Origin of the sequence: Salinicoccus sp. ID82-1, from assembly GCF_021991715.1 — a bacterium.
Lineage (GTDB): Bacteria > Bacillota > Bacilli > Staphylococcales > Salinicoccaceae > Salinicoccus > Salinicoccus cyprini.
Genome location: NZ_JAGFLY010000001.1, coordinates 43,928 through 70,287, shown reverse-complemented (window position 1 = coordinate 70,287; position 26,360 = coordinate 43,928). Strand labels below are relative to the sequence as shown.

The following is a 26,360-nucleotide window of genomic DNA, read 5'->3' as shown; positions in this document are numbered from 1 at the left end:
ACACAATCCGCATCAAGCAGATGTACTGATCGACACCAAGCAGTCTCACTCCCTTGCATCCAATCGTTTAACAAATAGCTTCAGGGGTATTTAACTATTAAATCAGATAAGCACTAGTAGACATTGGAGGCGTAATATATGGGAAGAATAGAATCATTCGCAAGTGAGACGGATCTGCTTGGCAGAATAGAGCACCTGAAACTTAATGGCACGCGGGAAGATCAGATGACTGTAATCTCCCGGGAGAGCCTCGAGGGTACGAAGCTCGAGTATCTGGAAGTGAACAAGAAAAGTACTGAAGCGGACACCTGGGACAGGATTGTTGCCTGGTTTGCTGATGAGGACCCTGAACAGCAGGTGATGAACAGCATGCAGCTGTCGCCAAAGGAGCAGGAGGAGTACAAGTCTGCACTGATGGATGGCAAACTGCTGCTGCACATCGATGAGCGGACAGGTGCTGTAGATGAGAATCCAAGAACCACAGGCAGCAGCTATACCTACAGGGATGAGGACACCCATACAGCAGATCACACAACAGCGGATCTCACTGCCGACAGGTCTTCATCATCTGCGGAAGAGACAATGCCGCTTCATGAAGAGAGATTGAATATCGATAAGCGGAATGTTAAAGTCGGCGAAGTCGGCATCGATAAGCATGTGGTGACTGAACTTCAGGAATTCGACGTGCCGGTCGATCGTGAAGAGGTGACTGTTGACAGACTGCCGGTTGAAGGCGCACCGACACTGGAAGCATACAGCAGGGATGATTCAGATGACGAAGATGGTGTCATGCGCATTCCGCTTACTGAGGAACGGGTACGCATCATCAAAGAGCGGGTCGTCACGGAAGAGATCGTCGTCCGCAAGAAGATTGTTACCGGTAAAGAGCACATTACAGAAGAAGTCCGCCGTGAAGAAGTGGATATTACAGAGACGGATGACAGCTCCGTGCACTACGATGACCGGAGAAGATAGATTCTGAATATTAAAGGGCAGTGCCAAATGAACTGGCACTGCCCTTTTATGATGAAAGCAATCTAGACTTTTGAATCTGGATATCTGGAAATCTCTCCAAGCGCAATGTCCGAGCCGAACAGATCCGTTTCGTCCACTGCAACGTTTCCAAGTGAGATGATGCCAACCATACGGTCCTTTTCAACAATTGGCAGGCGTCTGATCTGGTGCACAGCCATAAGATCTGCCACTTCTTCAATACTAAGATCTTTTGTTCCTGTTTTCACGTCACTGGACATGACCTGGTGGACCGGACTGTCCATCGATACTTCTCCCGCAACGCCCCTGACGACAATATCCCGATCGGTAACAATCCCTTTAAGTTTGTTATCCTCCACTATGGGCAAGGAACCGATGCTCAGTTCCCTCAGCTTTTTTGCAACTTCCTTGATTGTGGTTTTAGGTGAACATGTCACGATTTCAGTTGTCATGATGTCACTTGCCTTCATACTTGATGCACCCTTTTATAAGTAGTAAGTAGTGCATATGTATTTTTACCACTCCTTTATAAGTGTTAACCATTGAACCAGGATAAAGTAAAACATCCGAACCATTACGGTCCGGATGCTGATACTAGTCGTCCTCTTCGTTCTCATCTTCATCATTTTCCATTTCGTCTTCATTATCGTTATCTTCCGTATCCTGTGCATCATCTTCGCCCTCTTCCACTGCAGCACCGCCGGAATCCGGATTGAGTTCGACATCCTCCTCGGAGCATGCAGAGAGTGCGAAAATGAATACAGGTATCATCATGAATCTCAGTATTTTGGACATTACATTCACCTCTCGTCGTAAAAATACTCTGATATGATATGTACCCATCCCTTATCCATATAAACACCCGAATCAGCTGATCCGGGTATCCAAGACTCTCTTTCGGCTTTAATGAAGGACATGCTAGTCTTCTTCACTGCCTGCATTGGTCTCTTCCATCTCTTCCTCTGCTTCTTCTTCTTCCACTTCCGTCTCGTCCACTTCGACAGTTTCTCCGTTGCATGCTGCGAGTGCAATCGCAAACAGCGGTACCATCATGAACTTCATTTTTCTGGACATCGTACTCCCCCCTCGTTATAGCTGCTTTGGTTTAGAAATACCCTGAATCCTTACGAATAAACCCCCGGCCACAGGACGTGACCAGGGGGATATGGAAGGTTCCGTTATAGTATCAGGCTGCTGCCTTCAGCTTGTTGGCTATGACTTCGAGGATGATGGCAACAATCAGAATCATGTAGGTGATGGCTCCGACTTCATTCATATCGTAGTAGAATCCGCTCGACATGAACAGCTCATATCCAATGCCGCCGGCGCCTGCTGCTGCGCCCATTGCGACGGCAACGCCGAAGTTGATTTCAAACCTCAGGAATGTCCAGGCGATGAGGAAGGACTTCGTCTGCGGAATCACCACATGGAACAGGATGTGGGTATAGCTGGATCCCGTCGCTCTAAGCGCCTCGATCTTGCCTTCATCTATCTCCTCGAATGCTTCCGAGTAGGCCTTGACCAGGTAGGCGATGGAGTGGAAGACCATGCCGATGACGGCTGCGACGGAACCGAGTCCGGCCGCAATCGCAAATATGAGCACCCACAGCACTGTCGGTACGGCTCTGACAACGGTGATGAACGCCTTGATGGTATTGCTGAGCCACGGCTTCGACAGGTTCATCGCAGTACCGAACGCCAAGAATAGAGACAGGACGGCACCAAGCACTGTGGACAGGAATGCCAGCGACAGTGTCACGATGACCTGCCATACTGCATTGCCGAAAGTGGTCTGGTTGAACTGCGGCGAGAGGAACATATCCTTGATGTTCTCGATGGTTCCTGTAATCGCCGGCCAGAGTTCGAGCCCCTTATAGTCCATCATGAAAAATCCGGCGATAGTGAAAAGCACGGTTGCGATGAGTAGAATGCGGAATCGCATCTGACCCTTGTTCGAGCGGCTGATCTTGATGTTGCCTTTACTGTTGCGCTCGACGTATGTGCTCATTATAGAATTTCCCTCCTTATCCAGTTGGAGACGACTTCAATGGCAAGCACCGCAACGACAATCGCAAGCGTGATGAGCGATACCATCTCATAGTTCAGCTGCTTGTAGTAGAGGTCGAACAGATAGCCGATACCCGTACCGGTCAGGAGTCCGACGAGCGTGGCACTTCTGATGTTCGTCTCGATCATGAAGAGGACCCAGCTGAACATCTGCGGCATGCTTTCCGGGATGACAGCTTTCGAGATGACTTGCGGATATGTCGCGCCGGTCGCCTTCAATGCTTCGACCGTATCTCCGGAAGTTTCGTCGATGGTTTCGATGAACGCCCGGACGAGGAATCCGAATGTTCCGAAGAACAGCGCAAGAAATCCGGTCGCTGCATTCGTACCGAAGCTGAGTACCAGGATGAGCGCCCAGGCGACAACCGGGATGTTACGGCTGATGGATGCAAAGAGCTTTGCGAAGTACATCAGAAACCCATTGACGCTCGTACGTTTCGATCCGACAATCGCAAAGAGCATCGCAAAGAATGCTGCGGTTGTCGTCGATACGATCGAAATGAGGACCGTTTCCCAGAGCAGACGCAGAACAGTCGGCAGACGACTCAATGTACTGCCGCTGAAATACATGTTGGCAAACAGCCACTGCAGTGCCGCCGGTACCGATACGAGACCGTCGATATGGTTGTAGTTCGTGATGCTGCCGGTCACGACGATCAGAGCAAGCAGAATGAGACCCGCAATGAAGAGCCGCATATGCTTTTTTCTTATAATATTGATATCACTTACGTGAATTGAACTTGTTTTTTCCATCCGTATCTCACCTATTCCACAATCAGCTCATCAAGTTTCGAGCCGTATATGCGATTGATTGATTCAGCGGTAATTGCCTCTGGCGTATCATTGAAGACAATGCTGCCATCGTTCAGTCCGATGATCCGGTCCGAATACTGCTTTGCCACATCCAGCTGGTGCAGATTGACGATGATCGTGATGTCCCGCTCGCGTGAGATGCGTCTCAAATACTCCATGATGATCTTGGAGGAGTTCGGGTCGAGTGAGGCGATCGGTTCATCACATAGGATGATCTTCGGGTCCTGTATCAGAGCACGGGCGATGCCGACACGCTGCTTCTGTCCCCCACTCAGTTCATCACAGCGCTTGTAGATCTGCTCCTCGATGCCAAGTTCGGAAATGATTTCGACAGCCTTCTCCTTCTCCGCTTCCGAGTACATGGAGAAGATGCCCTGCAGGCTGCTCTTATAGCCGAGGCGGCCGTGCAGTACATTTTCAAATACACTCAGGCGATCGACAAGGTTGTAGTGCTGGAAGATCATGCGATGTCCGTACGCATATTGCGAAGCGATCTGCCCTTCATGTTGAGCGTATCTTTATCCTGGAAACGGATGGCGCCACTATTCGGCTCGATCATGCGGTTGATGATTCTAAGGAGTGTAGACTTGCCGGCACCTGAAGGACCGATGATGGATAGCACTTCACCTTTTCGGATATCGAAAGAGATATCTTTAAGTACTTTCTTATTTGCTGAATACGACTTGTCGATGTTGCTGATCTCCATGATGACCGGTTTGTTTCTGTCGGCCTGTCTGGTGTCATCCGCCTTTTCCTCGGGAAATGGAAAGACGACTTCCTGCGTCTTCTTCCCGGTCGTCTGCTCCGGTCTGGTCAGCGTTTCTACGTTCATCTGTTACCCTCCAAAATAAAGAAGAGAGGCGTGCCCCCCTTCAAAATTTTTATTATTGTCCAAGCTCTCTGATTGGATCGAACCATGCATCGTCAACGTGTACAAACTGCTCATCCGCTTCACTCGGCAGCTTGTCACCCGGCTCCAGTTCGTGGTTCATGATCATCTCCTGGATGGCGTTCCTTACGATGCTTTCGTTGGATACGCTGAAATCAGGCTGGGTCATAATGTGCCTCCCTCTGTACACTAGTCATAAGTGATCATATAACATTCATAGGCACACTCCAACTGTTTCCCATAATGATGATAATACGATGCAAAAACCGATCAGACCATCCTATTGGTCGATAACCTCCACGCCTTCAGGCAGATCCATCTGGAACAGGTCCATCGGTGGTTCAATGCCCTCCACCAGTGCAAGCACCTCGTACTCCATCGATCGCTCCCCCTGATTCAGCACTTCCTTCAAGACCAGCCAATGCTCGGAATCTATCCATAGATCCATTGTAGTCCCGCTTTCAATCGCCTCTTTTTTCGGAGTGAACCTCATATGATGAGCATTTCTTCCGTTCACTTCATCTTTCCCCACTACACTGACATTATGGGATTCTTTATAGCTCGCAATCCTCTGTTGTACAACGTCCGCCTGAGATGGCAGGTCGATGCTCTGCACCAAGGTCTCACTCCGTATCGCCATCTCATCCCCTTCCGTGTAGATGATCGAATTCCGGTCATTCCCTACTATATAATGGGTGGGTGCATCTTCCCGCTCTATTTCCTTGCGAAGATGCTGCTCTCCGTTTCTCCAGTAGAACCATTCCCTGGACACCGTTTCATCTGTTTCATCCCCCGCATACATAGTCACTCTCGATTCAATATAATAGTTCTCCAATAGCTGCCCCACCTCCGATGCGTTCTGCAGCAATATCTCCTTGGTGATGCTCCCAGTCCCCTCCATCTCTACTTTTCTGTTCTCCAATGTCGCTGTCTGCTCAATGCTCTTTACTACTTCAACATCCGGCTTACTCTTTGTCACCGGCTTTTCGCTCTCATTCTGAGTAGTGCACCCGACCATCATGAGCAGTAAAATCCCAATCACCATAATCTGCGATACGGTATATCGTTTCATTCCACTGCCCCTTTCAATAAAAGCAAGTTCATTAATCCCTCTGATAGCTTCCCGCTACCCCTTAATTTTTCTGACTATTCTATTTATTTTCATTATACATTAAACCGTGTTACATATTACAAAATATAGAAAATAAGTATGCTTTATTATGTAATTTATTGATTATTGATCAGTAATACCAGTATCCATTATGAATTTAAATATAAAAGCACCCCCAAAATTGAGATGGACTCAACTTCGGGGAATCACATACTGACTATATGATTTTGGACTATGCTATAATTTTCTGTACTATTTTCAAATTGGCATGGGGGCGAAAATATTGAACATAAAGAACCATTTCACCCATCTCGGCATAGTTTCCATTGAGAAACTGAACAAGGGCTGGTCGGGTGATGAAAAATTCATTTTGACGGATGATAAGGGGAAAAGGTACCTGCTGCGACTGGTTGACATCAAGAAGAAGGAACGGAAAATAAAAGAATATGAGCTGATTGAAAGATGTGACTCTGCCGGCGTCCCGGTTCAGAAACCACTGGAGCATGGTGCATTGGATGACAAATACTACATACTGGTGGAATGGATTGATGGTGCGGAGGCTTCTGAACTGCTGCCGGCACTTACGAGTCAGCAGCAGTATGATCTGGGAGTTGAAGCCGGGGAGTATTTGAGAAGAATCCACGCGCTACCGAATGGGCAGCCGGAGTCTCAGTGGGAGGAGAAGTTCAATCGGAAGATCGACAGTAAAATCCGGATGTATGAACAATGTGCATACAAGTATGACAAAGGGCACCTCTTCATCGAATACATAGAAAATCACCGGCATCTCCTTGATGACAGAGAGCAGGTGCCCCACCACGGGGATTACCATTGCGGCAACATGATCATAGACGATGAGCTCGATCTGCATATCATCGACTTCAATCGCCATGATGTCGGGGAGCCGTGGGAGGAGTTCAATCGGATTGTCTGGTGTGCGGGCAGGAGTTCTCGATTTGCAGCGGGACGTGTGGATGGCTACTTCGACGGACATGTCCCGGATGATTTCTGGAAGCTGCTGCTACTGTATATCAGCACAAACACACTCTCGTCACTGCCGTGGGGCGTGCCATTCGGCGAGAAGCAGATCGAAGTCTTCATGAATCAGGCCAAAGAGATACTGTCCTGGTATGATGATATGAATACAGTGGTACCAAGCTGGTATCGTGAAAATAAATAGCCGGATACAAAACAAATGACAGACCAGGGAGACGCTGGCCTGTCATTTATTTATTTCAGCTTATAATCGCATTATTCACAACGGATTCAGGCTTTGCACCCAAGATGAGCAGGAAGATTTCTGGTGCATCAGCATGGTCGTGCCGATTGAGCAGATCGAGGAATGTCTCAAACCCTTCCATGGTCTGCAGTTTCTGAACTTCCTGGATAAGAATGTCCAATACAGATCCCTTGATGAACTTCGGATCGGGTTCGCGATTTCCGCCTGTAATGAGGTCAGCCAGATAGCGGTACTTCACCTGCAGCTGCCGGGACAGGCTCGTGACGTGGACGATTTCTTCGTAGAGTGCCGGGTTTTTGATGCTGATCGTTTCAAGTTCCTGCTGGACTTCGGTGATGGTTTTCTGATTGACGTACATATGATCGACCTCCTATTGATTCCACGGTTTTTCGATGCTGATCTTCGTCGTAAGCTCCTTGCTGTGTTCGCGGCGCTCCCGGCGCATCGTTGTGCGCTGGGCGTTGGATTCGAACAGATACTTTTCCTCGTCCGTCTCCGGAATGATGCCGGGTACTGCAATCGGCCGCTTCGTCTCTTCGTCCAGTGCAACGAATGTCAGAAAAGCGGTGGCGGCGACTTTGCGTGCTTCGGTTACGAGGTCTTCCGTAATCACCTTGCAGAATATTTCCATGCTCCGCTTCCCTGTTGAAGAAACGAATGCTTCGATGCATACGGATTCCGACTGGGTGATCGGGTGCAGAAAGTCGATCGAATCGATGGAGGCTGTCACACACTCCCGCACCCTTGCATGCCGTCTTGCCGCAAGGGAGGCGACATTGTCGATGCGCTTCATCAATACACCACCAAATAGCGTGTCATAGTTGTTCAGGTCATTGGCAAATACCTGGTCGATACTGATTACCTTGCTGTCTTTCGGATTTTTCGCTTCCACCATTATTCTCATACCTCTCAATCACTTGATGGTTCCATCATACGACGTCGACATCCGGGTGAAAAATAGCGGTTATTCATGATGTCCATAGATAAAAACTATGATAGCGGTATCAGCGCCCTACTCATAGTACTGCTGGAAGAACTTGAGCCACTCCTTGACGATGAAACTCATGTACCTGTCGCGGTTCCATATGACACCGAGCCGCCACTTGAGCACAGGGTCCGTAATCTCCAGTGTGACCGAATCCCCATTGAGCAGGGAGGCGACACTCTTCGGCAGGATGCATATGCCAAGTTCTGCACTGACCATCTCCTCGATGAAGTGCCACTGCGCGGTCTCGGATATCACTTTCGGTGTGAATCCTGCGTTCTTGCATGCCGAAGTTATGATTTCATTCAGATAGAAATCTTCGTTGAACATGATGAAATGTTCATTTTCAAGTGCAGCCAGTTCAACCGACTGTTCACCGGCAAACTTGTGATGCTTATGTACGATGAGGCTGAGTGATTCGGTCAGAAAATTGAATGAATCGAAATCATCCCCTTCCGTCGGCAGGACAGCAATGCCGATATTGATATCATCCTGCCTGAGCCGCGTTTCGATCGTGCCGCTGCCACTCTCGATCAGCTGGAACGTGATTTCCGGATAGAGCGTATGAAAGTCCTTGATGATCTTCATCAGCCGGCTCACATCCATAATGGGTGGCAGGCCCATCTTGATCTGGCCTTGGCGCATGCCGACCATGTTTTTAAGATCACTGTGCAGTTCGGCATGGCGGCGCAGTATTTCCTCACACTGTCCGTGGAACACCCTGCCCGCATCCGTCAGTACAAACCGTCTGCGGTTGCGGTCGAACAGCTGCATGCCAAGCTCCACCTCCACATCATTGATCGCCTTGCTGATGGTGGGCTGTGAAATATACAGCCGGTTCGAGGCTTCCGTCATGCTGCCATACTTTACAATGGCGGAAAAATACTTCATATGTTTGATGTCCATGTCGAGGCCCCTTTCCATATAGTATAAAAGACTGGTCTACCAAGCGGTATTTCTTCATTTTAAAACATTATCAGTGTAGGCACATCATATTATTTTAAAGATACGCAATCACAAAAAATTCCGGGGTGCTTACCCCGGAACACTCATACATACGATTCTATTTATCTGGTTCTGCCGGTTTGGAAATTTCCTCGAGGGCGATTTCAGAGTCCTCAGGGTCTTCTTCGTCCACTGCTACGTCACCAAGGGACACGATGCCTACGACTTTGTTATCTTCAATGATCGGTAGACGGCGAATCCGCTGCTGTGCCATGAGGTTTGCCGCTTCTTCCACGTCCATATCGGGCGTGCCGGTTATATTGTCGGATGATATGATGCGGTTTACCGGTGTGTCGAGTGAAAACTGGGCGGCAATACCGCGTATGACCAGATCCCGGTCTGTGATGATGCCTCTCAGGTTGCCACCTTCTGTAACAGGGATGGAGCCTACATCCAGTTCCATCATTTTGGACGCGACTTCCTGGATTGTCGTTTCAGGTCCGCATGTTTCGACTTCAGTCGTCATAATCTCACTGACTTTCATCAATAATGCCTTCTTCTGATCTGCATTCATCTTGCATATTGTATATCTACCACATTTTTGGGGCACTTAATCATCTATTTAAGTTTCATCAGTTTTCAGAATGTTTGAATAACAGTATTATGGAAATGAATGAGTAACAGATATCTACACTACAGATTCGATGGTATGTTAACGGATTCATCAGAGGCAGGGAGGAATAGGGAATGAACAGAAGACAAAGAATCTGGTTCGAAGAGAGTGGCAGCAGACTGGATCCCGGTCTGATCGAACAATTGCGCATCAGCCGAAGAAGCACCATCCAGACAGCAAGCAGCAACGAAATACCCGTCATCATAAGGTACAGAAGTCGCTGCGGCGAAGATGAAAAAGATGATCTGCTCAAGCAGTGCAATATCGATTCCCATAATCATCTGGAGCAGGAGATCCGCATCATCAACAGCACAAAAGGCCGGCTGACGCCCGAGAAGATCAAAGAGATCAAGGACCATCAGGCCATCGAAAGAATCTATTATGACCGGCCTGTTTCGGCGTATCTTGATATTACGGATTCCCAGATCGGAAGCGGTAAAGTCAGGGAAGAACACAATCTCAGCGGGAAAGGTGTCACCATTGCGGTGCTTGACACAGGCATCCATCCCCATGCCGACCTGACGACTCCTGAAAACCGCATTATTGCGTTCCATGATGTAATCAACGGACAGGCTGAACCTTATGACGACAATGGACATGGAACCCATTGTGCCGGCGATGCCGCCGGCAACGGTGCCCTGTCTGACGGGGAATACAAAGGACCGGCACCTGAATCTGCCATCGTTGGTGTGAAAGTGCTGGATGGTTCCGGCAATGGCAACCTGTCCCACATCATTGCTGGCATAGAATGGTGCATGCATAATAAATCTACCTATGATATCCGGATCCTCTCCCTTTCCCTTGGTTCCAAGGCACTTGAGTCCTACCGGAATGATCCGCTTTCACTTGCAGCCCAGGAGGCATGGCATGCCGGCATGATCGTCTGTGCTGCTGCCGGAAATGATGGACCGGCACCATCGACCATCGGCACACCGGCCATCAATCCATTCATCATTACAGTCGGTGCAGCAGACGACCGGGATACGGTTGAACGCGCTGATGATACAATCGCCGATTTTTCCAGCCGTGGACCGACCATCGATCAGCTGATCAAGCCTGATATTTATGCACCCGGCACGAATATCATCTCCCTGCTTGCACCAGGATCTGCTGCCGAAACACAATACGCCGACCAGGTCATTGAGGAAAATTATATCCAGATGTCCGGCACCTCAATGGCAACACCCGTATGCGCCGGTGTCATCGCCCTGATGCTTGAAGCCAATCCCAGTCTCAGCCCGAATGATGTAAAGAGCATACTGCAGATGACCGGCGAGCCGGTATTCGGCAATCAATGGGGATATATCAATGCAGAAAGCGCCGTCGAAATGGCTCTCAGGTACGTGGAAAACCGTCGTCAATCCGCTTCAGTGGACAGTCAGTCATCATAATCATACTGCTCTCGAAAATAAGAACAGCCGATCGGTTGAATTCTCAACCGGTCGGCTATCTCTATTATCCATGGTTATCATAATATTGTTTCGCTTCACACCTCTATTCCCATGCCCGCTTTCGCAAGAGAAACGTTCTCCCCGCCGGCTGCTTTTGCTGATGCGACAAGGTCACCGAGGTTGCCGTAGTGCGGCAGATGGGATAGAATCAGTCTTTTCACGCCTGCTTTGGCCGCCAGTCCGCCGACTTCCTCGGCATTCATATGCCCCATCTTCTCCCCGTCTTCACCGGCGTACAGACTGCATTCGGATATGAGCACATCCGCATCTTCAGCAAAACGGACAAGACTCTTCCGGTAGCTCGTATCTGCGGTGTAGACCAATACATGCCCTTCATCATCCGTAACCCGCATGGCGTAGGTTTCGACCGAATGGGCATTCTTATGGAACGTGATAGAGAACGGGCCGATTTTGAAGGTGCTGTCCCTACCGTATGGATGAAACGTACTGTTCTTCACTTTGTTCACCTGATCCTTCACATCTTTGTCATCGGGACCATAAAAGTTGAGCGTCTTATCCACTTTGCCGAGCTGCGTACTGATCATGCGTCCGAACAGGAATGATCCGATGTCGACAGAATGGTCGTAATGGTAGTGGGTAAGGAATATATGGTGCAGATCATTCAGGTCGATATAATTCTGTACATGTGCTGCCACCCCGCTCCCTGCATCAAGCAGTATCGAAAATCCGTCCTTCTCGACCAGATAGCCTGAAGTCGGTTCGTTCTTTTTAGGGAAACCGCCCCACATGCCGACGACTGTACATTTCATAACACTGCCTCCGCTTCATCAATATAGTATATTTTCTTCTAACCTGATGGGACGGCGTTCAAACTTTTCCCCATCGAGCGTGCGCTACCCCCTGCCATAGATCAGCTGGACCACACCGGATTTGAATACACGTGTATCCTTCAGTTCCAGGTTCAGACGCCCATCAAGATTACTGAATAGCGGCTTGCCTGTACCGAGCACCACCGGATGGACGGACAGCCGGTACTCGTCGACAAGGCCTTGATTGATGAATGCTGTAATCAGTTCAGCACCCCCATACAGCCAGAGGTCTTTTCCAGACTGCTGCTTCAATTCATCGATCATTTCAGGAATGCTGTCATTAATGTATTCTACATTATCGTGTGAATGGTCCTGTGTTCTCGAAAACACGTACTTCTCCATGCTGTCCATCATCCGCCACATTTCGACTTCCTCTTCCTCAGCATCCGCTCCAGGCCTGAGTGCTTCAGCCAGTTCATAGCTCTTTCTGCCATAAAGGATTGTATCGATCGAGTCCAGAAAATGTGTGAAATCCATATCCGGATCCATGATGCACCAGTCGATCTCTCCATTCTCCCCTTCAATAAACCCATCGAGCGTTACAGCCAGATCAAGCACGACCCGACGCTTTTCATTTTCCATATATGAACCTCCATCCAGTTTCATTCTAAAAGAGACCAGCCCCTGCTGGAGCTTGTCTGAACAACTGTGCTATCCACCGATAACAAAATTGCGGTTTATTCTTTCCAGTGTGCCAAGTATACTGATGGCAGCAAGATAACTCGTTTTCGGGTTTTCAGGAAGCGGATTGTTTTCTATTGTAAATGAAGCCTTGCCGAATGCGCCTTTCACCTCGATATGGTGAGTATTTCTATCGGTACGCGGATCGGCAATCAGCAGCACCTGGGTCCGCTCCATACCGATGCCGGCCATGGCCAGGATGACTGCAACGTTCATGTTCTTCGGGAAATGCTTGATGGCATCGATCGCCTTCCCTTCAAAGACCGCTTTTTCCGCCTCCGTCGTCTCATAGGTCAGCGAAGCTGCCGGTTTCCGAGAGGTCAGTTTGACACTCTCCAGTTCTCCGTAAGCCTGGGCATTCTGCAGGAGATCGAGACCTCCGATGGCACCCGACGGCAGATGCAGTGTCGTATCATGTTTCTTCGCAATCTGCATCAGCTGAGCGACAAATTCCCCTTCGGCCAGTGCACCGACGCTGATCAGCATCGCATCTTTCTCGCCCAGCACTTGCGGCAGCACCGATTTTGCCACTTCAACATTCGCCGCTTCAACAACAATATCCATGTCCGAGGCCAGAAATGCATCCAGATCGGTATGGATCTGTACATCAAAGTCCTTCTCAAGATGCTGGTACTTCTCCCTATCTCTGACAAGCACATTCGTAATCTTCAGATTTTCATGCGCGTCATGATTGACCCGTTCAAGCATTACGTTCGCTATCGCACCTGCCCCAATGATTCCTATATTCATGGCAATCATCCTTTCGTCATTTGAGTATCCATTTCTACTCTACCCAAACTGGATGAAGGCATACATTTAAATCGAAGGACCTGCCATCAGATTGTAATAATAATGAAATGTATAGTTATCTTGTTTGCGGGTATAAACTCTAAATCACGAAATGATGAGAGGTCATTCCATGTCACAGCGTAAAAGATTTACTGAGCTGGATTCAATGCGCGGTCTAGCTGCTCTGATTGTTGTTTTCTATCATTATACCGTCTACTACGATGAAAAATTCGGTCACGCGCAATGGGGCCGGATCGACTTGTTCACTTTCGGCCATTATGGCGTCCAGCTCTTTTTCATCATTAGCGGTTTCGTCATATATATGTCTTTGATGAAAGTGAAATCCGTGTCCGATTTTGCCATAAAACGGTCAATCAGACTGTACCCGGCATACATGTTTTCTGTTGCGTTGACATTTCTCGTCGTTTCGCTGGCTGCAGCGGAATCCCTTCGAACGACATTCCCGGAAGCAATGGTCAACCTGACGATGCTGCAGGACTTCATACCGGCTGTGAAAAATGTCGACGGTGTCTACTGGACACTCAGAGTCGAGATGACCTTCTATGTCATCATGGCCATTCTCCTGCCCATGGGACTGGCAAGGAAAACGATGCCGATTGCGATTATTTGGCTTGCTGCATCTGCTGTGATCCAACTGGCAAACACCGTTCTTGCAACGGATATGACGGCTTTCATTGAAAAATATTCAATGTCCAACTACAGTCAGATGTTCATCATCGGCATGATGTTCTACGGCATATGGCAAAATGGAAATCACAAAAAGTATTTTTACATGATCGGCCTGGCCATCGGATACGACTTCATCTTTGAAGGGGTCACAAATGGGCTGTTCTCCATACTGTTCGTCATCCTCTTCCAGCTGATACTGATGAACAGGATGCAGTGGCTGAACTCCCGGATACTGCTATTCTTCGGTGCCATATCCTATCCCTTGTATCTGGTCCACCAGAACATCGGCTATGTCATCATCTACAGGATGGAATCCGCCGGATTCCTGAACATCTCTTATATCCTTGTCCCATTCCTGGCGAGTGTCCTGATCGCCTACGGCATCCACCAGTACATCGAGAAGCCAAGTCAAAGTGTACTGCTCACCATGTACAAGGACAGGCGGGAAGGATATTTGAAGCATCCTTTAGTAAAAAAATAGCGTTCATGCAAGGTGAGATATCCCTCATAGTGCATGAACGCTTTTCATTTGGTGCTACTGGCGCTGTTTCGCCCAGTTGATGATGCCTCCGGCCAGCAGTATATCGAGATGGCGGCTGGTCATGCTGTGCCTGACGGTGATCTCTTCGCCGGAGTTCTTCAGCCGGATGGTGAATGTGTTTCCATCCCGGATGGCCTGATGGACATTTCTGAACTCGATGACATCTTCCTGTTCAATCCTCCCATGGTCTTCTGCGTCCACAAAAGTCAGCGGCAGAATACCGAAGTTGATGAGGTTCTGCAGATGGATTCTGGCAAAATTCTTGACCAGCACCACTTTCAATCCGAGATACCGGGGGGCGAGTGCCGCATGCTCACGACTGGATCCCTGCCCATAGTTGTTGCCGGCTACAATCATGTGCCCGCCTTCTTCGAGCTTCTCCTCCGCCCTTTCCGTATATGTCTCATCGATGCCTTCAAATACGAACGTGCTGATTTTTGGAATGTTGCTGCGGAATGGCAGTACCCTCGATCCACCGGCGAGTATTTCATCCGTCGAGATATTGTCCGCCATCTTGAGCAGCACCGGCATATCGAAGTTGTCCTCGATCGGATCGAAATCAGGAATGGATGTGACGTTCGGCCCCTTCGTGATTTCTACACTGTTCGTATCTTCCGGAGGAGCTTCGAGCATTTCTTCCATTTTGATGGCTGCCGCCTCCGCTATTTCGGGATGCTCCATATCAAGTGTGCGCGGATCTGTAATGACACCGCTCAGTGCAGAGGCGGCTGCGGTTTCGGGACTGCACAGGAAGACACTGTCCTCCCTCGTGCCGGAGCGTCCCGGGAAGTTCCGCGGCGTCGTCCTGAGACTGTTCCGCCCTGTCGCCGGTGCCTGGCCCATGCCGATACAGCCGTTGCAGCCTGCCTGGTGCAGTCTGGCACCCGATGTCAGCAGGCTGCCGATATGTCCGTTCTCCACCAGCTGCTGGAGCAGCAGGCGTGATGTCGGATTGATGTCGAAAGAAATGCCGTTCGCAATCTGCCTGCCTTTGACGATCTCTGCAGCAATCGCGAAGTCCCGGTATCCCGGGTTTGCAGAAGAGCCGATGTATGACTGGTAGATCTCCTCCCCGGCGATCTCCTCGACCGGCACGACGTTATCCGGACTGGTCGGCTTCGCAATCAGCGGCACCAGTTCGGCAGTCTACCAGTCAATTTCACTCCCATGATGCGGGGCATCTCCACGTAGTACGGCTCTCCCGCCATGGCCATCGTCACATCGATGCCGCCGGCCCCCATCGCAAGCATGCCCATGCATCCATTCGCACATGTATGGCTATCCGAGCCGAGCAGCGTCTTGCCGGGTATCGCCAGCTCCTGCATATGCACAGGGTGGCTGACCCCGTTCCCCGGTCTGCTGTAGTGGACGCCGAATTTCTGTGCTGCACTCCTTAGGAATAGATGATCATCCGGATTACGATGATCATTCTGTATCAGGTTATGGTCGACATACTGCGCAGAAACTTCCGTCTTCACCTTGTCTATCTCCATCGCTTCCAGTTCCAGCATCACCATCGTCCCTGTAGCATCCTGCGTCAACGTCTGGTCGATCTTCAGACCAATCTCTTCCCCGGGCGTCATCTCTCCCGAAACCAGATGTTCCTGGATCAATTTCTGAGTCACATTCAATGGCATGTTCCCGTCCCCCTTGTAGTGTTTTACCGTTCTGCTGTAAACATCCTCTACAGATACTATTACACCAATCGGGTAATTATAAACTGAATATTCCAAACACTGTTGCTGAGCTCTCAAAAATACTGTCTGTCCCAAACTCATCGGCTCCTCGAGCTGTAGACTTTTTTAACACAGTATTTAATTTAATAAAAGCTGGTGATTACGATGGGCAGGCACTTGCGGCTTTCGAAGAGTGGATAAAATAGCTTCAGGAATATAAAAATGCGGCGAAGGTCCTGTCATAGACCTTTGCCGCATCTTTCTCTAAATTAATTAATCATATATTGTTCATAAAGATTTCCATCTTGCTATTCTACTCCCAGTGGTCTGCCCTGTCATGCGTGACATATGTGCCGGCAATAAGATCATGAATGGCGCGCTTGTCCTTTCTCAACCCCACCATGAATGCTGAGACGATCAGCGCAAGACCGAAAGTCACCGCGTATATGATACCGCCGAGAACTTCACGCAAAACCATCGTACTGAGATTTACATCCGTTCCGTCCTTTTTTACGATTCTGATATTGAGCAGACGCTTGGCAACTGTATAGCCGTACACAAATGTTGGAAACAGTACGAAATAAAGTATGCTGACCACGCTCTCGATTGCCTGTGTCAACCGACTCTCTGTATCCATCTGAAACACGAAAACAAGCGTTCCGATGACCATGCCGATTAAGAGCGCATCAAGCACTCTCGCCCCAAGTCTGACCCAAAATCCTGCTACGTTTGACATTTCTGAACCTCCAGAATAAATTCGTATTCCACTATTGTAGCATTCACACACTCTAATACATACATTCATCCAATAAAAAAGCCACCGTTTCGACCCCTGCTGATGCAGTGGTTTAAACGATGACCATCGTATAACTACCTAAGCCGACAACGAGAATCGAACTCGTATTGCAGCCTTACCATGGCTGTGTTCTACCATTAAACTATGTCGGCACGGTTCAAAGATATGTATTAGGAAAATCTACTCATTGATTATAGCATATGCGTCAGTGTCGGTCTATACCTTTCCAATATCAAATCTTATAACGTTACCTATTTAATTTATAATCTGGAGTACCTGCGGAAGAATCCAAATAATTCTTACCTCGTACTTGCACTTCAATCTATACTACATAAAAATCTATGCACCCTTTATTTATTCGAGTAAAAAATCATTTTAATCTCCCGCTATTAATCAGATCTTCAACCAGTTCCTTGAAAATTTTGACGGCTGGCGACTGACTATCTTTATGCCAAGCCAAAGCCGTAGATTTCTTATGGCTTTGATTGATCTTTTTAAAGACTACTTCTTCATTCAGGATACTAGCTGATGATTCAGGAACTACAGCAATGCCCAGTTCTGAGGCTACAAGAGATATGATAGTTTGCTGTTCTTGAGCATTCTGGACGATGTTCGGGTAAAAACCTGCGCTTTTGCATAACGCAATAATGGAATCATAATATCCCTTTCCTGATGTTTCTCGGGTCATGATGAATTTTTCTTCTTTTAAAAGTGATAAATCTATAGGCTCCTGATTCTGAGCTATCTCATGAGTCTTTGGGAGAACAACTAAAAAACCTTCTTTTTTAATTAGCAAGGTTTCTATCTTTTCACTCCTTGTAGGAGGTACCAGCATTCCCAAATTAATATTTCCATTCAGTATATGTTTTTCCTGCTCACTGCTGGTGTGCTGTTCTACTATCAGGTTTAAGTTCGGATATCTTCTCTTCAATTCTTTTATGACAGTAGGCAGAATGTTATACACCACTGATCCACTGAAACCTAACGTGATTGTCCCGAGTTCGCCCTTATGCATTTCCCTCGTCGTTTCGATCTCCTTATCAAGCAGGTTCAATATAAACTTGCAGCTATTTGCAAAATAGATCCCAGCTTCTGTCAACTCAACATTGCGATTATTCCTTTTAAACAGTTTGACGCCCAGTTCCTCTTCCAACAGCCTGATCTGTTTACTTAAAGGGGGCTGGGAAATATTAAGTTCCTTGGCCGCTTTACTGAAATGCAAATGTTTAGCAACAGCTTGAAAATACCTTATATGTCTCAGCTCCATAATATCTCCTTTAATATTTTTTAAGTACCAATACCTTTCAATAATATATTATACAGAATAATGAACTCACGTTAAGATTATTTATAGAATATTTTGAAAGGTGGATTTTATGATACTTGAGATACCCAAATCAGAAATCAAAGAAAGACAAAAGAAGTTTATGAATACGCTGGATGAAAACGGTCTTGATGCCTGTATTCTATTCAGCACGACCGACATTTTCTATTTAACGAATTTCATGTTCAGACCTTCAGAACGTCCCATTGCCTTTTTCATAGATACTAATAATGAATCTCATCTCTTTGTCCCTTCATTGGAACATCTACACGCCGAAAACTATGCTGTCATAGATTATGTGCATAGCTATCCAGAATATCCCGGGGAAGTACATCCTATGAATATCCTTAAAGAACTGCTTAAAGCGAATAAGCTGAATAATGCAGCAGTCGGTTTCGATGCAGATGGCTATAGCTCCCCTAAAGGTTATAGCGGGCCACTCATTTCAGATCTATTATCTTTTAAAAAAACACTCAGTATAAAAGGATGGGTTGAAAAACAAAGGTATATCAAATCTGATAATGAAATTCAATTGATCAAAGAATCTGCAAGATGGGGAAACCTTGCTCATAATCTATTAGTAGAATACTCGAAAGCGGGTTCCAGAGAGATGGAAATTGAAGGAAGAGCAACCCACGAAGCTACCCGAATCATGTTCAAAACATTAGGACATGGATATAAGCCATATGGAAATCCAGCACACGCATTCTATAGAGGTCAAATTGGGCCCCATTCTACTTTTCCCCATTCTCAAAATCAGAATGCACAACTCGAAAGAGGATTCAATGTCGTTTCACAAGCCGCCTGTGATGTATGGGGATACAAAAGCGAGCTTGAAAGAACGATGTTCATCGAAGAAGCAAGTAATGAGCAGGAAATGTACTTCAACCATATGTATGAAGCCCAGGAAGTAGCATTCAGAACAATAAAGCCTGGAATAAGTGCTTCTGAAGTAGAAAAAGAAGTACAGAAGTACTTCAAAGATAATGGTCTGCAACATCTCGTCAGACATCATACGGGACATAATATGGGATTACTCAATCATGAGGCACCTTTCTTCGATCTGGGAGATCATACGATTCTTGAACCAGGAATGGTATTCTCTGTCGAACCAGGAATTTATGTGGATGGGCTAGGTGCGTTCAGACACTCAGATACAATTGCTGTAACTGAATCAGGAATGGAAATGATCACGTACTACCCAAGGGATTTTGATTCACTAATCATATAAAGTCATAACAAAGGGGAATGAAAATGACAAAAATATCAAAGGGGACACATAGTCAATCAAAGTTTAAAATGCCCGATTCCTACATTATTTTGTTTATCATGCTCATACTGGCAGCTCTTGCAACATATATTATACCGGCAGGTACATTTGAAAGAGAAGAAGGTGGATTGGTACCTACCGTCATCCCTGGCAGTTATAGTGCTATTGAATCAGACCCGGTTGGATTCGTGGGTTTTTTCCTATCAATACAAGAAGGTATGATGGCAGCAGCCAGCATCATATTCCTAGTACTGATCATAGGAGGGGCTTTTGCAGTTATAAACTCTACTGGAGCGATTGACGCAGGTATCATGAGCCTCATTAACAAAACAAGAAACAGAAAAATAATACTCGTTATATCAATGGCCACTGTATTTTCCATCGCTGGGTTTCTAGGTATTCTACACACTGCGGTCATTGCTTTCATCCCCGTTGGTGTTGTTGTAGCAAGAGCATTCAAACTTGATGCAATTGTCGGCGTTGCAATCGTCTATTTGGGTGCGTACTCAGGATATACGGTAGCTGGACTTGATCCAATCACAACCGGGTTCGGTCAGGAAATCGCCGGTCTTCCAGTGTTCAGTGCCTTATGGTACCGGTTCATCATCTATCTCGTAATACTGACATCAAGTATTTTATACATCATCTATTACATCAAGAAGATAGAGAAAGATCCTTCTAAAAGTATCATGGGTGATGAAAAGTTCAATGATGATGTTCATAGAGATAAAAGTGAAGAGAAAGAAAGTTTGGAGTTCAATTCTCTGAGAAAAATCATCTTAATATTCTTTGTAATTTGTATGATCATTTATACTATAGGTGTCTTTCGAGCGGGTTGGGGACTCAATGAAATGACTGCCCTTTTTCTTATTATAGGAATAGGTGCTGCGCTGATATCCCGCATGTCCGGTAATAAGTTCGTACAGGAATTTGTCAAAGGTGCGCAAGGCATGGTGTATGCTGCGTTGATTGTCGGCCTTGCCCGATCAATCGTGGTCATCCTGGAAAATGGGACCATATTGGATACGATCGTCAATGCACTTTCTGCAATCATACAGCCCCTTCCTACTGTGGTGGGTGCATTATGTATGTATCTCTTCAATCTGCTGTTCAATTTGATTATTACATCGGGCAGCGGACAGGCCGCTATTGTAATGCCTATAATGGCGCCTCTTGCTGACATCATTGGAATAACAAGACAAACTGCTGTATTGGCTTACAATATGGGTGATGGGTTTACAAATACCATTGCCCCAACATCAGGTATCCTCATGGCAAGCATAGCTGTAGCTGGTGTCTCATGGGTCAAATGGCTGAAGTTCATGCTTCCCTTGCTCGGTGTTTGGATCGTAGTAGGCATATTATTCTTAACCATCGCTGTCTATATTAACTTAGGTCCATTTTAAATCATGATAATACATTATAGTTTAAGAGATCCTCCCATTATAGTGGAAGGATCTCTTATTTGATTTTCAGTCAAGAGTTCCTACCCTTCTTGTAATCATTGTATTGACCTCATCACTAAATTCATCTTTCTGTATCTTTTAAATGGATGTTTTCCTCAGAACAGCAGAATAAAAAGTTTCTCAGCAAATATTAGGCTTATGACAAAAAATATAAAAACGCTTACAATTATTATTGACAAAACTCTCTGACAAGTATAGATTAATAGTATACTTAATTAAATTAATTAATAAACTTAGGAGGTTAGGTATGAAGAAACTATACTTGTTGTTTACACTCGTTCTCGCGCTCGTTCTAAGTGCTTGCGGCAACTCTGGTACACCGGAGGAAGGGGCTGACGGCAGTGAAGGCAGCGCCTCTACAGGTGGCGATGCCAGTACGATCAAGCTCTACGCTCCATTCTCCGGTCCTGATGGAGAGAATATGAAGCAGATTGTTGAAGACTACAACGGTTCCCAGGAAGAAACACAGGTGGACCTGCAGATTGTACCACAGACGGACTACTACACGACACTCGACCTTACACTGAGTGGTGGCGGTGAAGGGGATCAGCCGGATCTCATGGTCATGCACGGCGACCAGATCCAGACATATGTTGAAAATGGCAGCCTTCAGGAAGTGGCACCCCTTCTCGATGGAGACTTGAACGAAGATGACTATCATGAAAAGGCGCTTACAGGTGCTGAACATGAAGGCACGCTTTACGGCATTCCTTTCGACATCCACCCGCTCATGTACTTCTGGAACAAGGATCTCGTTGAACAGGCTGGATATGAACCGGATTTTGTACCGGCAGACAGAGATGAGTTCATTGAAATGACAACAGCAGTATCAGCACTTGGGGACGACAAACATGGTTTCGTCGTACCGACACTCTGGCCTCAGCAGTTCATTTTCCCGACCATCGTCTACCAGAACGGTGGCCAGCTGATAGCGGATGGGGAAGTCATGTATACGTCACCTGAAGTGACGGAGGCAGCACAGTTCCTGCACGATTTGATCTATGAGCACCAGGTGTCTCCGACAAACGTCCAGCAGGATGGGGAACTGACATTGTTCCTACAAGGCAACAACGCGGTCATGCTGAATGGGCCTTGGATGATGAACCAGCTTGAAGAGTCCGGCCTGAACTATGGCGTGGCACCGGTACCGATGCTCGGTACGGAACAGGAAGCGGTATTCGCAAACTCTCACAACTTCGTACTTCCGGCAACAGTTGAGGATGAAGCGAAGATGACAGCCATCAAGGATTTCCTTGGATATGTAGCAGAAAACTCCATGGAATGGGCTGAATCTGGTCAGGCACCGGCAGCCAAGGCAGTCTATGAAAGTGAAGAATTCCAGAGCATGGAGTTCCAGTCCAATGTAGCTGAACAGTTCGACTACGTCCAGTTCGCACCTGAAGTGGCCGACTGGGGACCAGTCTCCGATCCGCTCTTCCAGAACCTGAATGAAATACTGCTCGATGAGCAGGAAGTCGAACCGGCCATGGAAGAAGCCCAGGAAGCTTCACAGAGCAGCCTCGAATAGAATGAAATCAAGGGAGTTTATCACATGATAAGCTCCCTTAAATTTAAGGTGATAATATGAAAAAAGACGAAAACAAAGTGACATCAAGTTTATTCATCATCCCCTATCTGATCATGTTTGTCGTTTTCCTCATCTTCCCGCTGGCCTATGGTGCCTACATCAGTCTGCATGAATGGAGCCTGATCGGCGGCAAAGGGGAGTTTGTCGGACTCGCAAACTACATGGAAATACTCTTCTCGGATGGGACATCAAGCAACATCTTCATGAATGGGCTGATCAATACATTGATATTTGTTGTCCTCAGTGTACCGGCGCTTGTCATACTGGCACTGATACTTGCACTGCTGCTCAACTCGCTGCCGAAGCGGATCCAGCCATTCTTCAGAACAGTCTATTTCATCCCCTACTCCATTTCGGTCTCCATCATCGCCGTCATCTGGCTATGGATGCTCGATACGAACTCGGGCCTCGTCAACCAGTTTCTCGGGAACTTCGGCATCGGCCCGATTCCCTGGCTGACGGATACAAACTATGCATGGTTCTCGCTCGTCCTTGCCACCCTGTGGTGGACGGTCGGCTTCAATATGATCATTTTGATCAACGCACTGAACGAAGTGTCGGAAGAACTGTATGAAGCAGGCAGCATCGACGGTGCCTCACCCTGGCAGAAGTTCGTCCATATTACGATGCCGAGCATCCGTCCAATCATGCTTTTTGTCGTGGTCACGACCACAATCGCATCATTCAACGTCTACGGCCAGCCGTATCTGATGACACGCGGAGGACCCGGCACATCGACTGAGGTGCTTCTGATGGGCATCGTCAGACAGGCATTCGAACTTCGGGATGTCGGTGTGGCTTCAGCCATGGCCGTCATCATGACACTGATCATCATATGCATTTCTGCACTGCAGTTCAGATTTCTTAGAAACAGGGAGGGCGTCTAGATGAAAAGAGTCAACTTGCTCAGGAATATCGGACTGATCATTCTGGCGGTCTTCTTTGCGATCTTCTTTGCCGTGCCGCTCATATGGATGATCTCCACCGCATTCAAGACCGATATGGAAGCGATGCTCGGTGGCGTCAATATCATACCGGAAACGTTCACTCTGGAGAACTTCAGGTACTTCTTTGAAGGGGCAAACAGCGACTCTCCGGTCTTCCGGTGGATGTTCAACTCGCTCTTCTCCGCCACGATGGGCACACTGATCATTGTCGCCATCGACGCAATGGCCGCCTATGCATTGGCACGCCTGAACATACCGATGAAGAAGGCCCTTTTCGCCATCATCATCAGTACATTGATGGTGCCATGGGTCATCACATTCCTGCCGATGTACATGCAGTTCAGCCAGTTCAACATGCTGAATACGTATGGTGCACTCATCCTGCCGTATTCAGCCAATGCATTCGGTGTATTCCTGCTCTACCAGTTCTTCTCCACCTTCCCGAAAGAGCTCGAGGAGGCGGCAAGAATCGATGGGGCAAACAAATGGCAGATATTCATCCGGGTGGTCCTGCCTTCTGCACGTCCGCTGATGGCAACACTGGCCATATTCTCGTTCATGACCATCTATAATGACTTCCTATGGCCGCTTGTCGCAACGAACACACCGGAAATGAGAACCATCACGACCGGTATCGCCATCATGTCCCAGGGCAGCTTTGTTTCCTCCTACGGCAAGCTGATGGCACTGACCACGATCGCCACAGTACCGATCATCATCGTATTCATCATCGGACAGAAGCACTTCATCCGAGGCATCACGCAGTCCGGCATCAAATAATATGAAGGAGAATCATCAAATGAGAGAAATGTATCCAAGACCCGACTTCAAAAGAGAAGATTGGCTGAGTCTCAATGGTTCATGGGATCTGAAATTCGATGACGAAGATCAGGGCCTCAGAGAGAAATGGTTCAGAGGGTTTACGAAAGCACATGACATCACGGTCCCGTTTGCCTATCAGGCCGAACTCAGCACTGTGGAAGATAAGGACAATCACGACATCCTCTGGTACCAGACTTCATTTACAGTCAATGAAACCGGTAGATCCCACATCCTGAATTTCGGTGCAGTGGACTATGAAGCGTCGGTATACGTTAATGGCGCACATGTCGGCACACATACGGGCGGCCATATATCATTCAAGTACGATATCACGCCTTTTATAATGGAAGGAGAAAATAAGCTCATCCTGCGTGTATATGATCCGATGCAGGACGAGACACTGCCACGCGGCAAGCAGTACTGGAAACATCAGCCCGAATCCATCTTCTACACAAGAACAACGGGCATCTGGCAGTCGGTATGGATTGATATTCTGAACAAGGAACATCTTGATGCGTTCAAATTCACGCCGGACATCGACAGAGGATCGGTCAATATCGAGACCTATTTCGATCATGTCGAACTCGCCACAACGAGAAGACTGAAGATGACCATCACCTTCAATGACCAGGTCATAAGCGACGATATCTATACGATTACGAACCGTTATCTATCAAGGGATATCAACATCAGAAACCTCCATACGGAAAGAAGCAATATTCATGGCGATGGCTGGTACTGGTCCCCTGAGAGTCCGAACCTGTTCGATGTGAAGTGCGAGCTGCTGGATGCGGACTACAATGTGCTCGATACGGTCGAAACCTACTTCGGCATGCGGAAGGTCGAAGTGAGGGACGGCAAGTTCATGCTGAACAATAAAGCATACTACCAGAAGCTCGTCCTCGATCAGGGCTACTTCCCGAAAGGTCTGATGACAGCGCCTGATGATGACGATCTGAAGCGAGACATCGAACTCGCCAAGGAGATGGGCTTCAACGGCGCACGCAAGCACCAGAAGGTCGAGGATCCTATTTTCCTGTACTGGGCTGACCGGCTCGGCTTCCTCGTCTGGGGAGAGATGGCCAATGCGGCGGAATATGATGCACGCTATGTGGAGAAGATCAATAAGGAATGGATCGAAGTCATCGACCGTGACTACAACCATCCCGCCATCGTGACATGGATACCGCTGAATGAAAGCTGGGGCATCTCAAGAGTCGCACACGACAGCAGGCAGCAGCACCATTCACTGTCGATGTACCACCTTACAAAATCCATCGACCAGACGCGCCCTGTCCTGTCGAACGAAGGCTGGGAACATACGGTTTCCGATATATGCGGCATACACAACTATCACAGTGCCTTAGATATCAGGCAGAACTACCAGGATGCGGAAAGTGCCATCTCTCATACACCGGCCAACCGCCTGATCTATGCCCGCGGGTATGAATACAACAATGTACCGATCATGATTACAGAGTATGGCGGCATCGCCTATGTGGTCGATGATACGGGCTGGGGCTATTCGAGCGTGGATTCCCCGGATGCACTGATTGAAGGGTACAGGGATCTGACCACGGCAATCGGCGACAGTCCTGCGCTTCATGGCTACTGCTACACCCAACTGACGGATGTCGAACAGGAGATCAATGGTCTTTTGACTTACGACAGAAAACCGAAATGCGACCTGTCGGCAATCAAAGCGATCAATGACAGCGTCCGCTCATTCTAGACAGCAAATAACCCTTCGACCGAAGTCGAAGGGCTATTTTT

General features: G+C 47.6%; 26 protein-coding genes, 1 tRNA gene and 2 pseudogenes. 10 read left to right on the top strand and 19 right to left on the bottom strand.

The window, feature by feature from the left end; translation table 11 throughout:
• Positions 1-138 precede the first annotated feature (138 nt).
• The gene (locus J4760_RS00355; protein WP_237604422.1) at positions 139-975 is read left to right on the top strand and encodes a YsnF/AvaK domain-containing protein; all 837 of its coding nucleotides are present in this window, start codon (positions 139-141) and stop codon (positions 973-975) included.
• A gap of 62 nt (positions 976-1,037) precedes the next feature.
• On the opposite strand, the gene J4760_RS00350 is transcribed toward J4760_RS00355, so the two are convergent.
• The 8 genes and pseudogenes from J4760_RS00350 to J4760_RS00315 all read right to left on the bottom strand — a co-directional run bounded on the left by J4760_RS00350 (position 1,038) and on the right by J4760_RS00315 (position 5,834).
• Positions 1,038-1,463: a CBS domain-containing protein gene (locus tag J4760_RS00350; protein WP_237604421.1), complete on the bottom strand. Its 426-nt coding sequence runs from the start codon at positions 1,461-1,463 to the stop codon at positions 1,038-1,040.
• Positions 1,464-1,587: 124 nt separating this feature from the next.
• Positions 1,588-1,788, bottom strand: coding sequence for a hypothetical protein (locus J4760_RS00345; protein ID WP_237604420.1), 201 nt, complete (start codon positions 1,786-1,788; stop codon positions 1,588-1,590).
• A 123-nt stretch (positions 1,789-1,911) separates the two neighbouring features.
• Complete coding sequence (locus tag J4760_RS00340; RefSeq protein ID WP_237604419.1) at positions 1,912-2,067, bottom strand: hypothetical protein; 156 nt, start codon at positions 2,065-2,067, stop codon at positions 1,912-1,914.
• Positions 2,068-2,179: 112 nt separating this feature from the next.
• The gene (locus J4760_RS00335) at positions 2,180-3,001 is read right to left on the bottom strand and encodes a PhnE/PtxC family ABC transporter permease (protein ID WP_237604418.1); all 822 of its coding nucleotides are present in this window, start codon (positions 2,999-3,001) and stop codon (positions 2,180-2,182) included.
• Entirely contained in the window at positions 3,001-3,813 is an 813-nt protein-coding gene (locus tag J4760_RS00330) for a PhnE/PtxC family ABC transporter permease (protein ID WP_237604417.1), read from the bottom strand. The genes J4760_RS00335 and J4760_RS00330 overlap by 1 nt, the downstream gene beginning before the upstream one ends.
• 11 nt (positions 3,814-3,824) lie before the next feature.
• Positions 3,825-4,579: pseudogene (phnC, locus tag J4760_RS00325) on the bottom strand (phosphonate ABC transporter ATP-binding protein).
• A gap of 178 nt (positions 4,580-4,757) precedes the next feature.
• On the bottom strand, positions 4,758-4,931 hold the full coding sequence (locus J4760_RS00320) for a helix-turn-helix domain-containing protein (RefSeq protein WP_237604416.1): 174 nt from the start codon (positions 4,929-4,931) through the stop codon (positions 4,758-4,760).
• Between the two features lie 111 nt (positions 4,932-5,042).
• Positions 5,043-5,834 (bottom strand): LolA family protein, encoded by a 792-nt coding sequence (locus tag J4760_RS00315; protein ID WP_237604415.1) that lies wholly within the window; start codon positions 5,832-5,834, stop codon positions 5,043-5,045.
• Between the two features lie 322 nt (positions 5,835-6,156).
• Here J4760_RS00315 and J4760_RS00310 point away from each other — a divergent pair, with 322 nt between their 5' ends.
• Positions 6,157-7,053, top strand: a complete 897-nt coding sequence (locus J4760_RS00310; protein ID WP_237604414.1) for a phosphotransferase family protein — start codon at positions 6,157-6,159, stop codon at positions 7,051-7,053.
• A 55-nt stretch (positions 7,054-7,108) separates the two neighbouring features.
• On the opposite strand, the gene J4760_RS00305 is transcribed toward J4760_RS00310, so the two are convergent.
• From J4760_RS00305 to J4760_RS00290, 4 genes are all read right to left on the bottom strand, one after another.
• On the bottom strand, positions 7,109-7,471 hold the full coding sequence (locus tag J4760_RS00305; RefSeq protein ID WP_145284723.1) for a hypothetical protein: 363 nt from the start codon (positions 7,469-7,471) through the stop codon (positions 7,109-7,111).
• Between the two features lie 12 nt (positions 7,472-7,483).
• The gene (locus J4760_RS00300) at positions 7,484-8,008 is read right to left on the bottom strand and encodes an acyl-CoA thioesterase (protein ID WP_145284720.1); all 525 of its coding nucleotides are present in this window, start codon (positions 8,006-8,008) and stop codon (positions 7,484-7,486) included.
• 117 nt (positions 8,009-8,125) lie between these two features.
• A complete protein-coding gene (locus tag J4760_RS00295; RefSeq protein ID WP_237604413.1) occupies positions 8,126-9,004 on the bottom strand; it encodes a LysR family transcriptional regulator in 879 nt (292 codons plus the stop codon).
• 157 nt (positions 9,005-9,161) lie between these two features.
• On the bottom strand, positions 9,162-9,587 hold the full coding sequence (locus J4760_RS00290) for a CBS domain-containing protein (RefSeq protein WP_237604412.1): 426 nt from the start codon (positions 9,585-9,587) through the stop codon (positions 9,162-9,164).
• Between the two features lie 203 nt (positions 9,588-9,790).
• On the opposite strand from J4760_RS00290, the gene J4760_RS00285 reads away from it, so the two are divergent.
• Positions 9,791-11,107, top strand: a complete 1,317-nt coding sequence (locus J4760_RS00285) for a S8 family peptidase (protein ID WP_237604411.1) — start codon at positions 9,791-9,793, stop codon at positions 11,105-11,107.
• A gap of 95 nt (positions 11,108-11,202) precedes the next feature.
• Here J4760_RS00285 and J4760_RS00280 read toward each other — a convergent pair whose 3' ends face one another.
• The 3 genes from J4760_RS00280 to nadX all read right to left on the bottom strand — a co-directional run bounded on the left by J4760_RS00280 (position 11,203) and on the right by nadX (position 13,428).
• Positions 11,203-11,937, bottom strand: a complete 735-nt coding sequence (locus J4760_RS00280) for an MBL fold metallo-hydrolase (protein ID WP_237604410.1) — start codon at positions 11,935-11,937, stop codon at positions 11,203-11,205.
• Between the two features lie 84 nt (positions 11,938-12,021).
• Positions 12,022-12,579: a dihydrofolate reductase family protein gene (locus tag J4760_RS00275; protein ID WP_237604409.1), complete on the bottom strand. Its 558-nt coding sequence runs from the start codon at positions 12,577-12,579 to the stop codon at positions 12,022-12,024.
• A gap of 69 nt (positions 12,580-12,648) precedes the next feature.
• A complete protein-coding gene (nadX, locus tag J4760_RS00270; protein ID WP_237604408.1) occupies positions 12,649-13,428 on the bottom strand; it encodes an aspartate dehydrogenase in 780 nt (259 codons plus the stop codon).
• 169 nt (positions 13,429-13,597) lie between these two features.
• On the opposite strand from nadX, the gene J4760_RS00265 reads away from it, so the two are divergent.
• The gene (locus tag J4760_RS00265; RefSeq protein ID WP_237604407.1) at positions 13,598-14,638 is read left to right on the top strand and encodes an acyltransferase family protein; all 1,041 of its coding nucleotides are present in this window, start codon (positions 13,598-13,600) and stop codon (positions 14,636-14,638) included.
• A 54-nt stretch (positions 14,639-14,692) separates the two neighbouring features.
• Here J4760_RS00265 and J4760_RS00260 read toward each other — a convergent pair.
• The 4 genes and pseudogenes from J4760_RS00260 to J4760_RS00245 form a co-directional block, all read right to left on the bottom strand.
• Positions 14,693-16,335, bottom strand: a pseudogene (locus J4760_RS00260) (aconitase family protein).
• Positions 16,336-16,687: 352 nt separating this feature from the next.
• Positions 16,688-17,110 (bottom strand): RDD family protein, encoded by a 423-nt coding sequence (locus J4760_RS00255; RefSeq protein WP_237604406.1) that lies wholly within the window; start codon positions 17,108-17,110, stop codon positions 16,688-16,690.
• A gap of 141 nt (positions 17,111-17,251) precedes the next feature.
• A tRNA-Thr gene (locus J4760_RS00250) sits at positions 17,252-17,322 on the bottom strand.
• Between the two features lie 218 nt (positions 17,323-17,540).
• Complete coding sequence (locus J4760_RS00245) at positions 17,541-18,437, bottom strand: LysR family transcriptional regulator (RefSeq protein ID WP_237604405.1); 897 nt, start codon at positions 18,435-18,437, stop codon at positions 17,541-17,543.
• A 109-nt stretch (positions 18,438-18,546) separates the two neighbouring features.
• On the opposite strand from J4760_RS00245, the gene J4760_RS00240 reads away from it, so the two are divergent.
• The 6 genes from J4760_RS00240 to J4760_RS00215 all read left to right on the top strand — a co-directional run bounded on the left by J4760_RS00240 (position 18,547) and on the right by J4760_RS00215 (position 26,319).
• Positions 18,547-19,725 (top strand): M24 family metallopeptidase, encoded by a 1,179-nt coding sequence (locus J4760_RS00240; protein WP_237604404.1) that lies wholly within the window; start codon positions 18,547-18,549, stop codon positions 19,723-19,725.
• 23 nt (positions 19,726-19,748) lie between these two features.
• Positions 19,749-21,170 (top strand): YfcC family protein, encoded by a 1,422-nt coding sequence (locus J4760_RS00235; RefSeq protein WP_237604403.1) that lies wholly within the window; start codon positions 19,749-19,751, stop codon positions 21,168-21,170.
• Between the two features lie 307 nt (positions 21,171-21,477).
• Positions 21,478-22,758: an ABC transporter substrate-binding protein gene (locus J4760_RS00230; RefSeq protein ID WP_237604402.1), complete on the top strand. Its 1,281-nt coding sequence runs from the start codon at positions 21,478-21,480 to the stop codon at positions 22,756-22,758.
• A gap of 56 nt (positions 22,759-22,814) precedes the next feature.
• Positions 22,815-23,705, top strand: a complete 891-nt coding sequence (locus J4760_RS00225) for a carbohydrate ABC transporter permease (protein WP_237604401.1) — start codon at positions 22,815-22,817, stop codon at positions 23,703-23,705.
• Positions 23,706-24,545, top strand: a complete 840-nt coding sequence (locus J4760_RS00220; RefSeq protein ID WP_237604400.1) for a carbohydrate ABC transporter permease — start codon at positions 23,706-23,708, stop codon at positions 24,543-24,545.
• A gap of 19 nt (positions 24,546-24,564) precedes the next feature.
• A complete protein-coding gene (locus J4760_RS00215; protein ID WP_237604399.1) occupies positions 24,565-26,319 on the top strand; it encodes a glycoside hydrolase family 2 protein in 1,755 nt (584 codons plus the stop codon).
• Positions 26,320-26,360 lie beyond the last annotated feature (41 nt).

Excerpts from the sequence above, each read along its gene's own strand:
- J4760_RS00355 (WP_237604422.1), top strand. The coding sequence starts at position 139 with ATGGGAAGAATAGAATCATTCGCAAGTGAGACGGATCTGCTTGGCAGA.
- J4760_RS00350 (WP_237604421.1), bottom strand. The coding sequence starts at position 1,463 with ATGAAGGCAAGTGACATCATGACAACTGAAATCGTGACATGTTCACCT.
- J4760_RS00345 (WP_237604420.1), bottom strand. The coding sequence starts at position 1,788 with ATGTCCAAAATACTGAGATTCATGATGATACCTGTATTCATTTTCGCA.
- J4760_RS00340 (WP_237604419.1), bottom strand. The coding sequence starts at position 2,067 with ATGTCCAGAAAAATGAAGTTCATGATGGTACCGCTGTTTGCGATTGCA.
- J4760_RS00335 (WP_237604418.1), bottom strand. The coding sequence starts at position 3,001 with ATGAGCACATACGTCGAGCGCAACAGTAAAGGCAACATCAAGATCAGC.
- J4760_RS00330 (WP_237604417.1), bottom strand. The coding sequence starts at position 3,813 with ATGGAAAAAACAAGTTCAATTCACGTAAGTGATATCAATATTATAAGA.
- J4760_RS00320 (WP_237604416.1), bottom strand. The coding sequence starts at position 4,931 with ATGACCCAGCCTGATTTCAGCGTATCCAACGAAAGCATCGTAAGGAAC.
- J4760_RS00315 (WP_237604415.1), bottom strand. The coding sequence starts at position 5,834 with ATGAAACGATATACCGTATCGCAGATTATGGTGATTGGGATTTTACTG.
- J4760_RS00305 (WP_145284723.1), bottom strand. The coding sequence starts at position 7,471 with ATGTACGTCAATCAGAAAACCATCACCGAAGTCCAGCAGGAACTTGAA.
- J4760_RS00300 (WP_145284720.1), bottom strand. The coding sequence starts at position 8,008 with ATGGTGGAAGCGAAAAATCCGAAAGACAGCAAGGTAATCAGTATCGAC.
- J4760_RS00295 (WP_237604413.1), bottom strand. The coding sequence starts at position 9,004 with ATGGACATCAAACATATGAAGTATTTTTCCGCCATTGTAAAGTATGGC.
- J4760_RS00290 (WP_237604412.1), bottom strand. The coding sequence starts at position 9,587 with ATGAAAGTCAGTGAGATTATGACGACTGAAGTCGAAACATGCGGACCT.
- J4760_RS00285 (WP_237604411.1), top strand. The coding sequence starts at position 9,791 with ATGAACAGAAGACAAAGAATCTGGTTCGAAGAGAGTGGCAGCAGACTG.
- J4760_RS00280 (WP_237604410.1), bottom strand. The coding sequence starts at position 11,937 with ATGAAATGTACAGTCGTCGGCATGTGGGGCGGTTTCCCTAAAAAGAAC.
- J4760_RS00275 (WP_237604409.1), bottom strand. The coding sequence starts at position 12,579 with ATGGAAAATGAAAAGCGTCGGGTCGTGCTTGATCTGGCTGTAACGCTC.
- nadX (WP_237604408.1), bottom strand. The coding sequence starts at position 13,428 with ATGAATATAGGAATCATTGGGGCAGGTGCGATAGCGAACGTAATGCTT.
- J4760_RS00265 (WP_237604407.1), top strand. The coding sequence starts at position 13,598 with ATGTCACAGCGTAAAAGATTTACTGAGCTGGATTCAATGCGCGGTCTA.
- J4760_RS00255 (WP_237604406.1), bottom strand. The coding sequence starts at position 17,110 with ATGTCAAACGTAGCAGGATTTTGGGTCAGACTTGGGGCGAGAGTGCTT.
- J4760_RS00245 (WP_237604405.1), bottom strand. The coding sequence starts at position 18,437 with ATGGAGCTGAGACATATAAGGTATTTTCAAGCTGTTGCTAAACATTTG.
- J4760_RS00240 (WP_237604404.1), top strand. The coding sequence starts at position 18,547 with ATGATACTTGAGATACCCAAATCAGAAATCAAAGAAAGACAAAAGAAG.
- J4760_RS00235 (WP_237604403.1), top strand. The coding sequence starts at position 19,749 with ATGACAAAAATATCAAAGGGGACACATAGTCAATCAAAGTTTAAAATG.
- J4760_RS00230 (WP_237604402.1), top strand. The coding sequence starts at position 21,478 with ATGAAGAAACTATACTTGTTGTTTACACTCGTTCTCGCGCTCGTTCTA.
- J4760_RS00225 (WP_237604401.1), top strand. The coding sequence starts at position 22,815 with ATGAAAAAAGACGAAAACAAAGTGACATCAAGTTTATTCATCATCCCC.
- J4760_RS00220 (WP_237604400.1), top strand. The coding sequence starts at position 23,706 with ATGAAAAGAGTCAACTTGCTCAGGAATATCGGACTGATCATTCTGGCG.
- J4760_RS00215 (WP_237604399.1), top strand. The coding sequence starts at position 24,565 with ATGAGAGAAATGTATCCAAGACCCGACTTCAAAAGAGAAGATTGGCTG.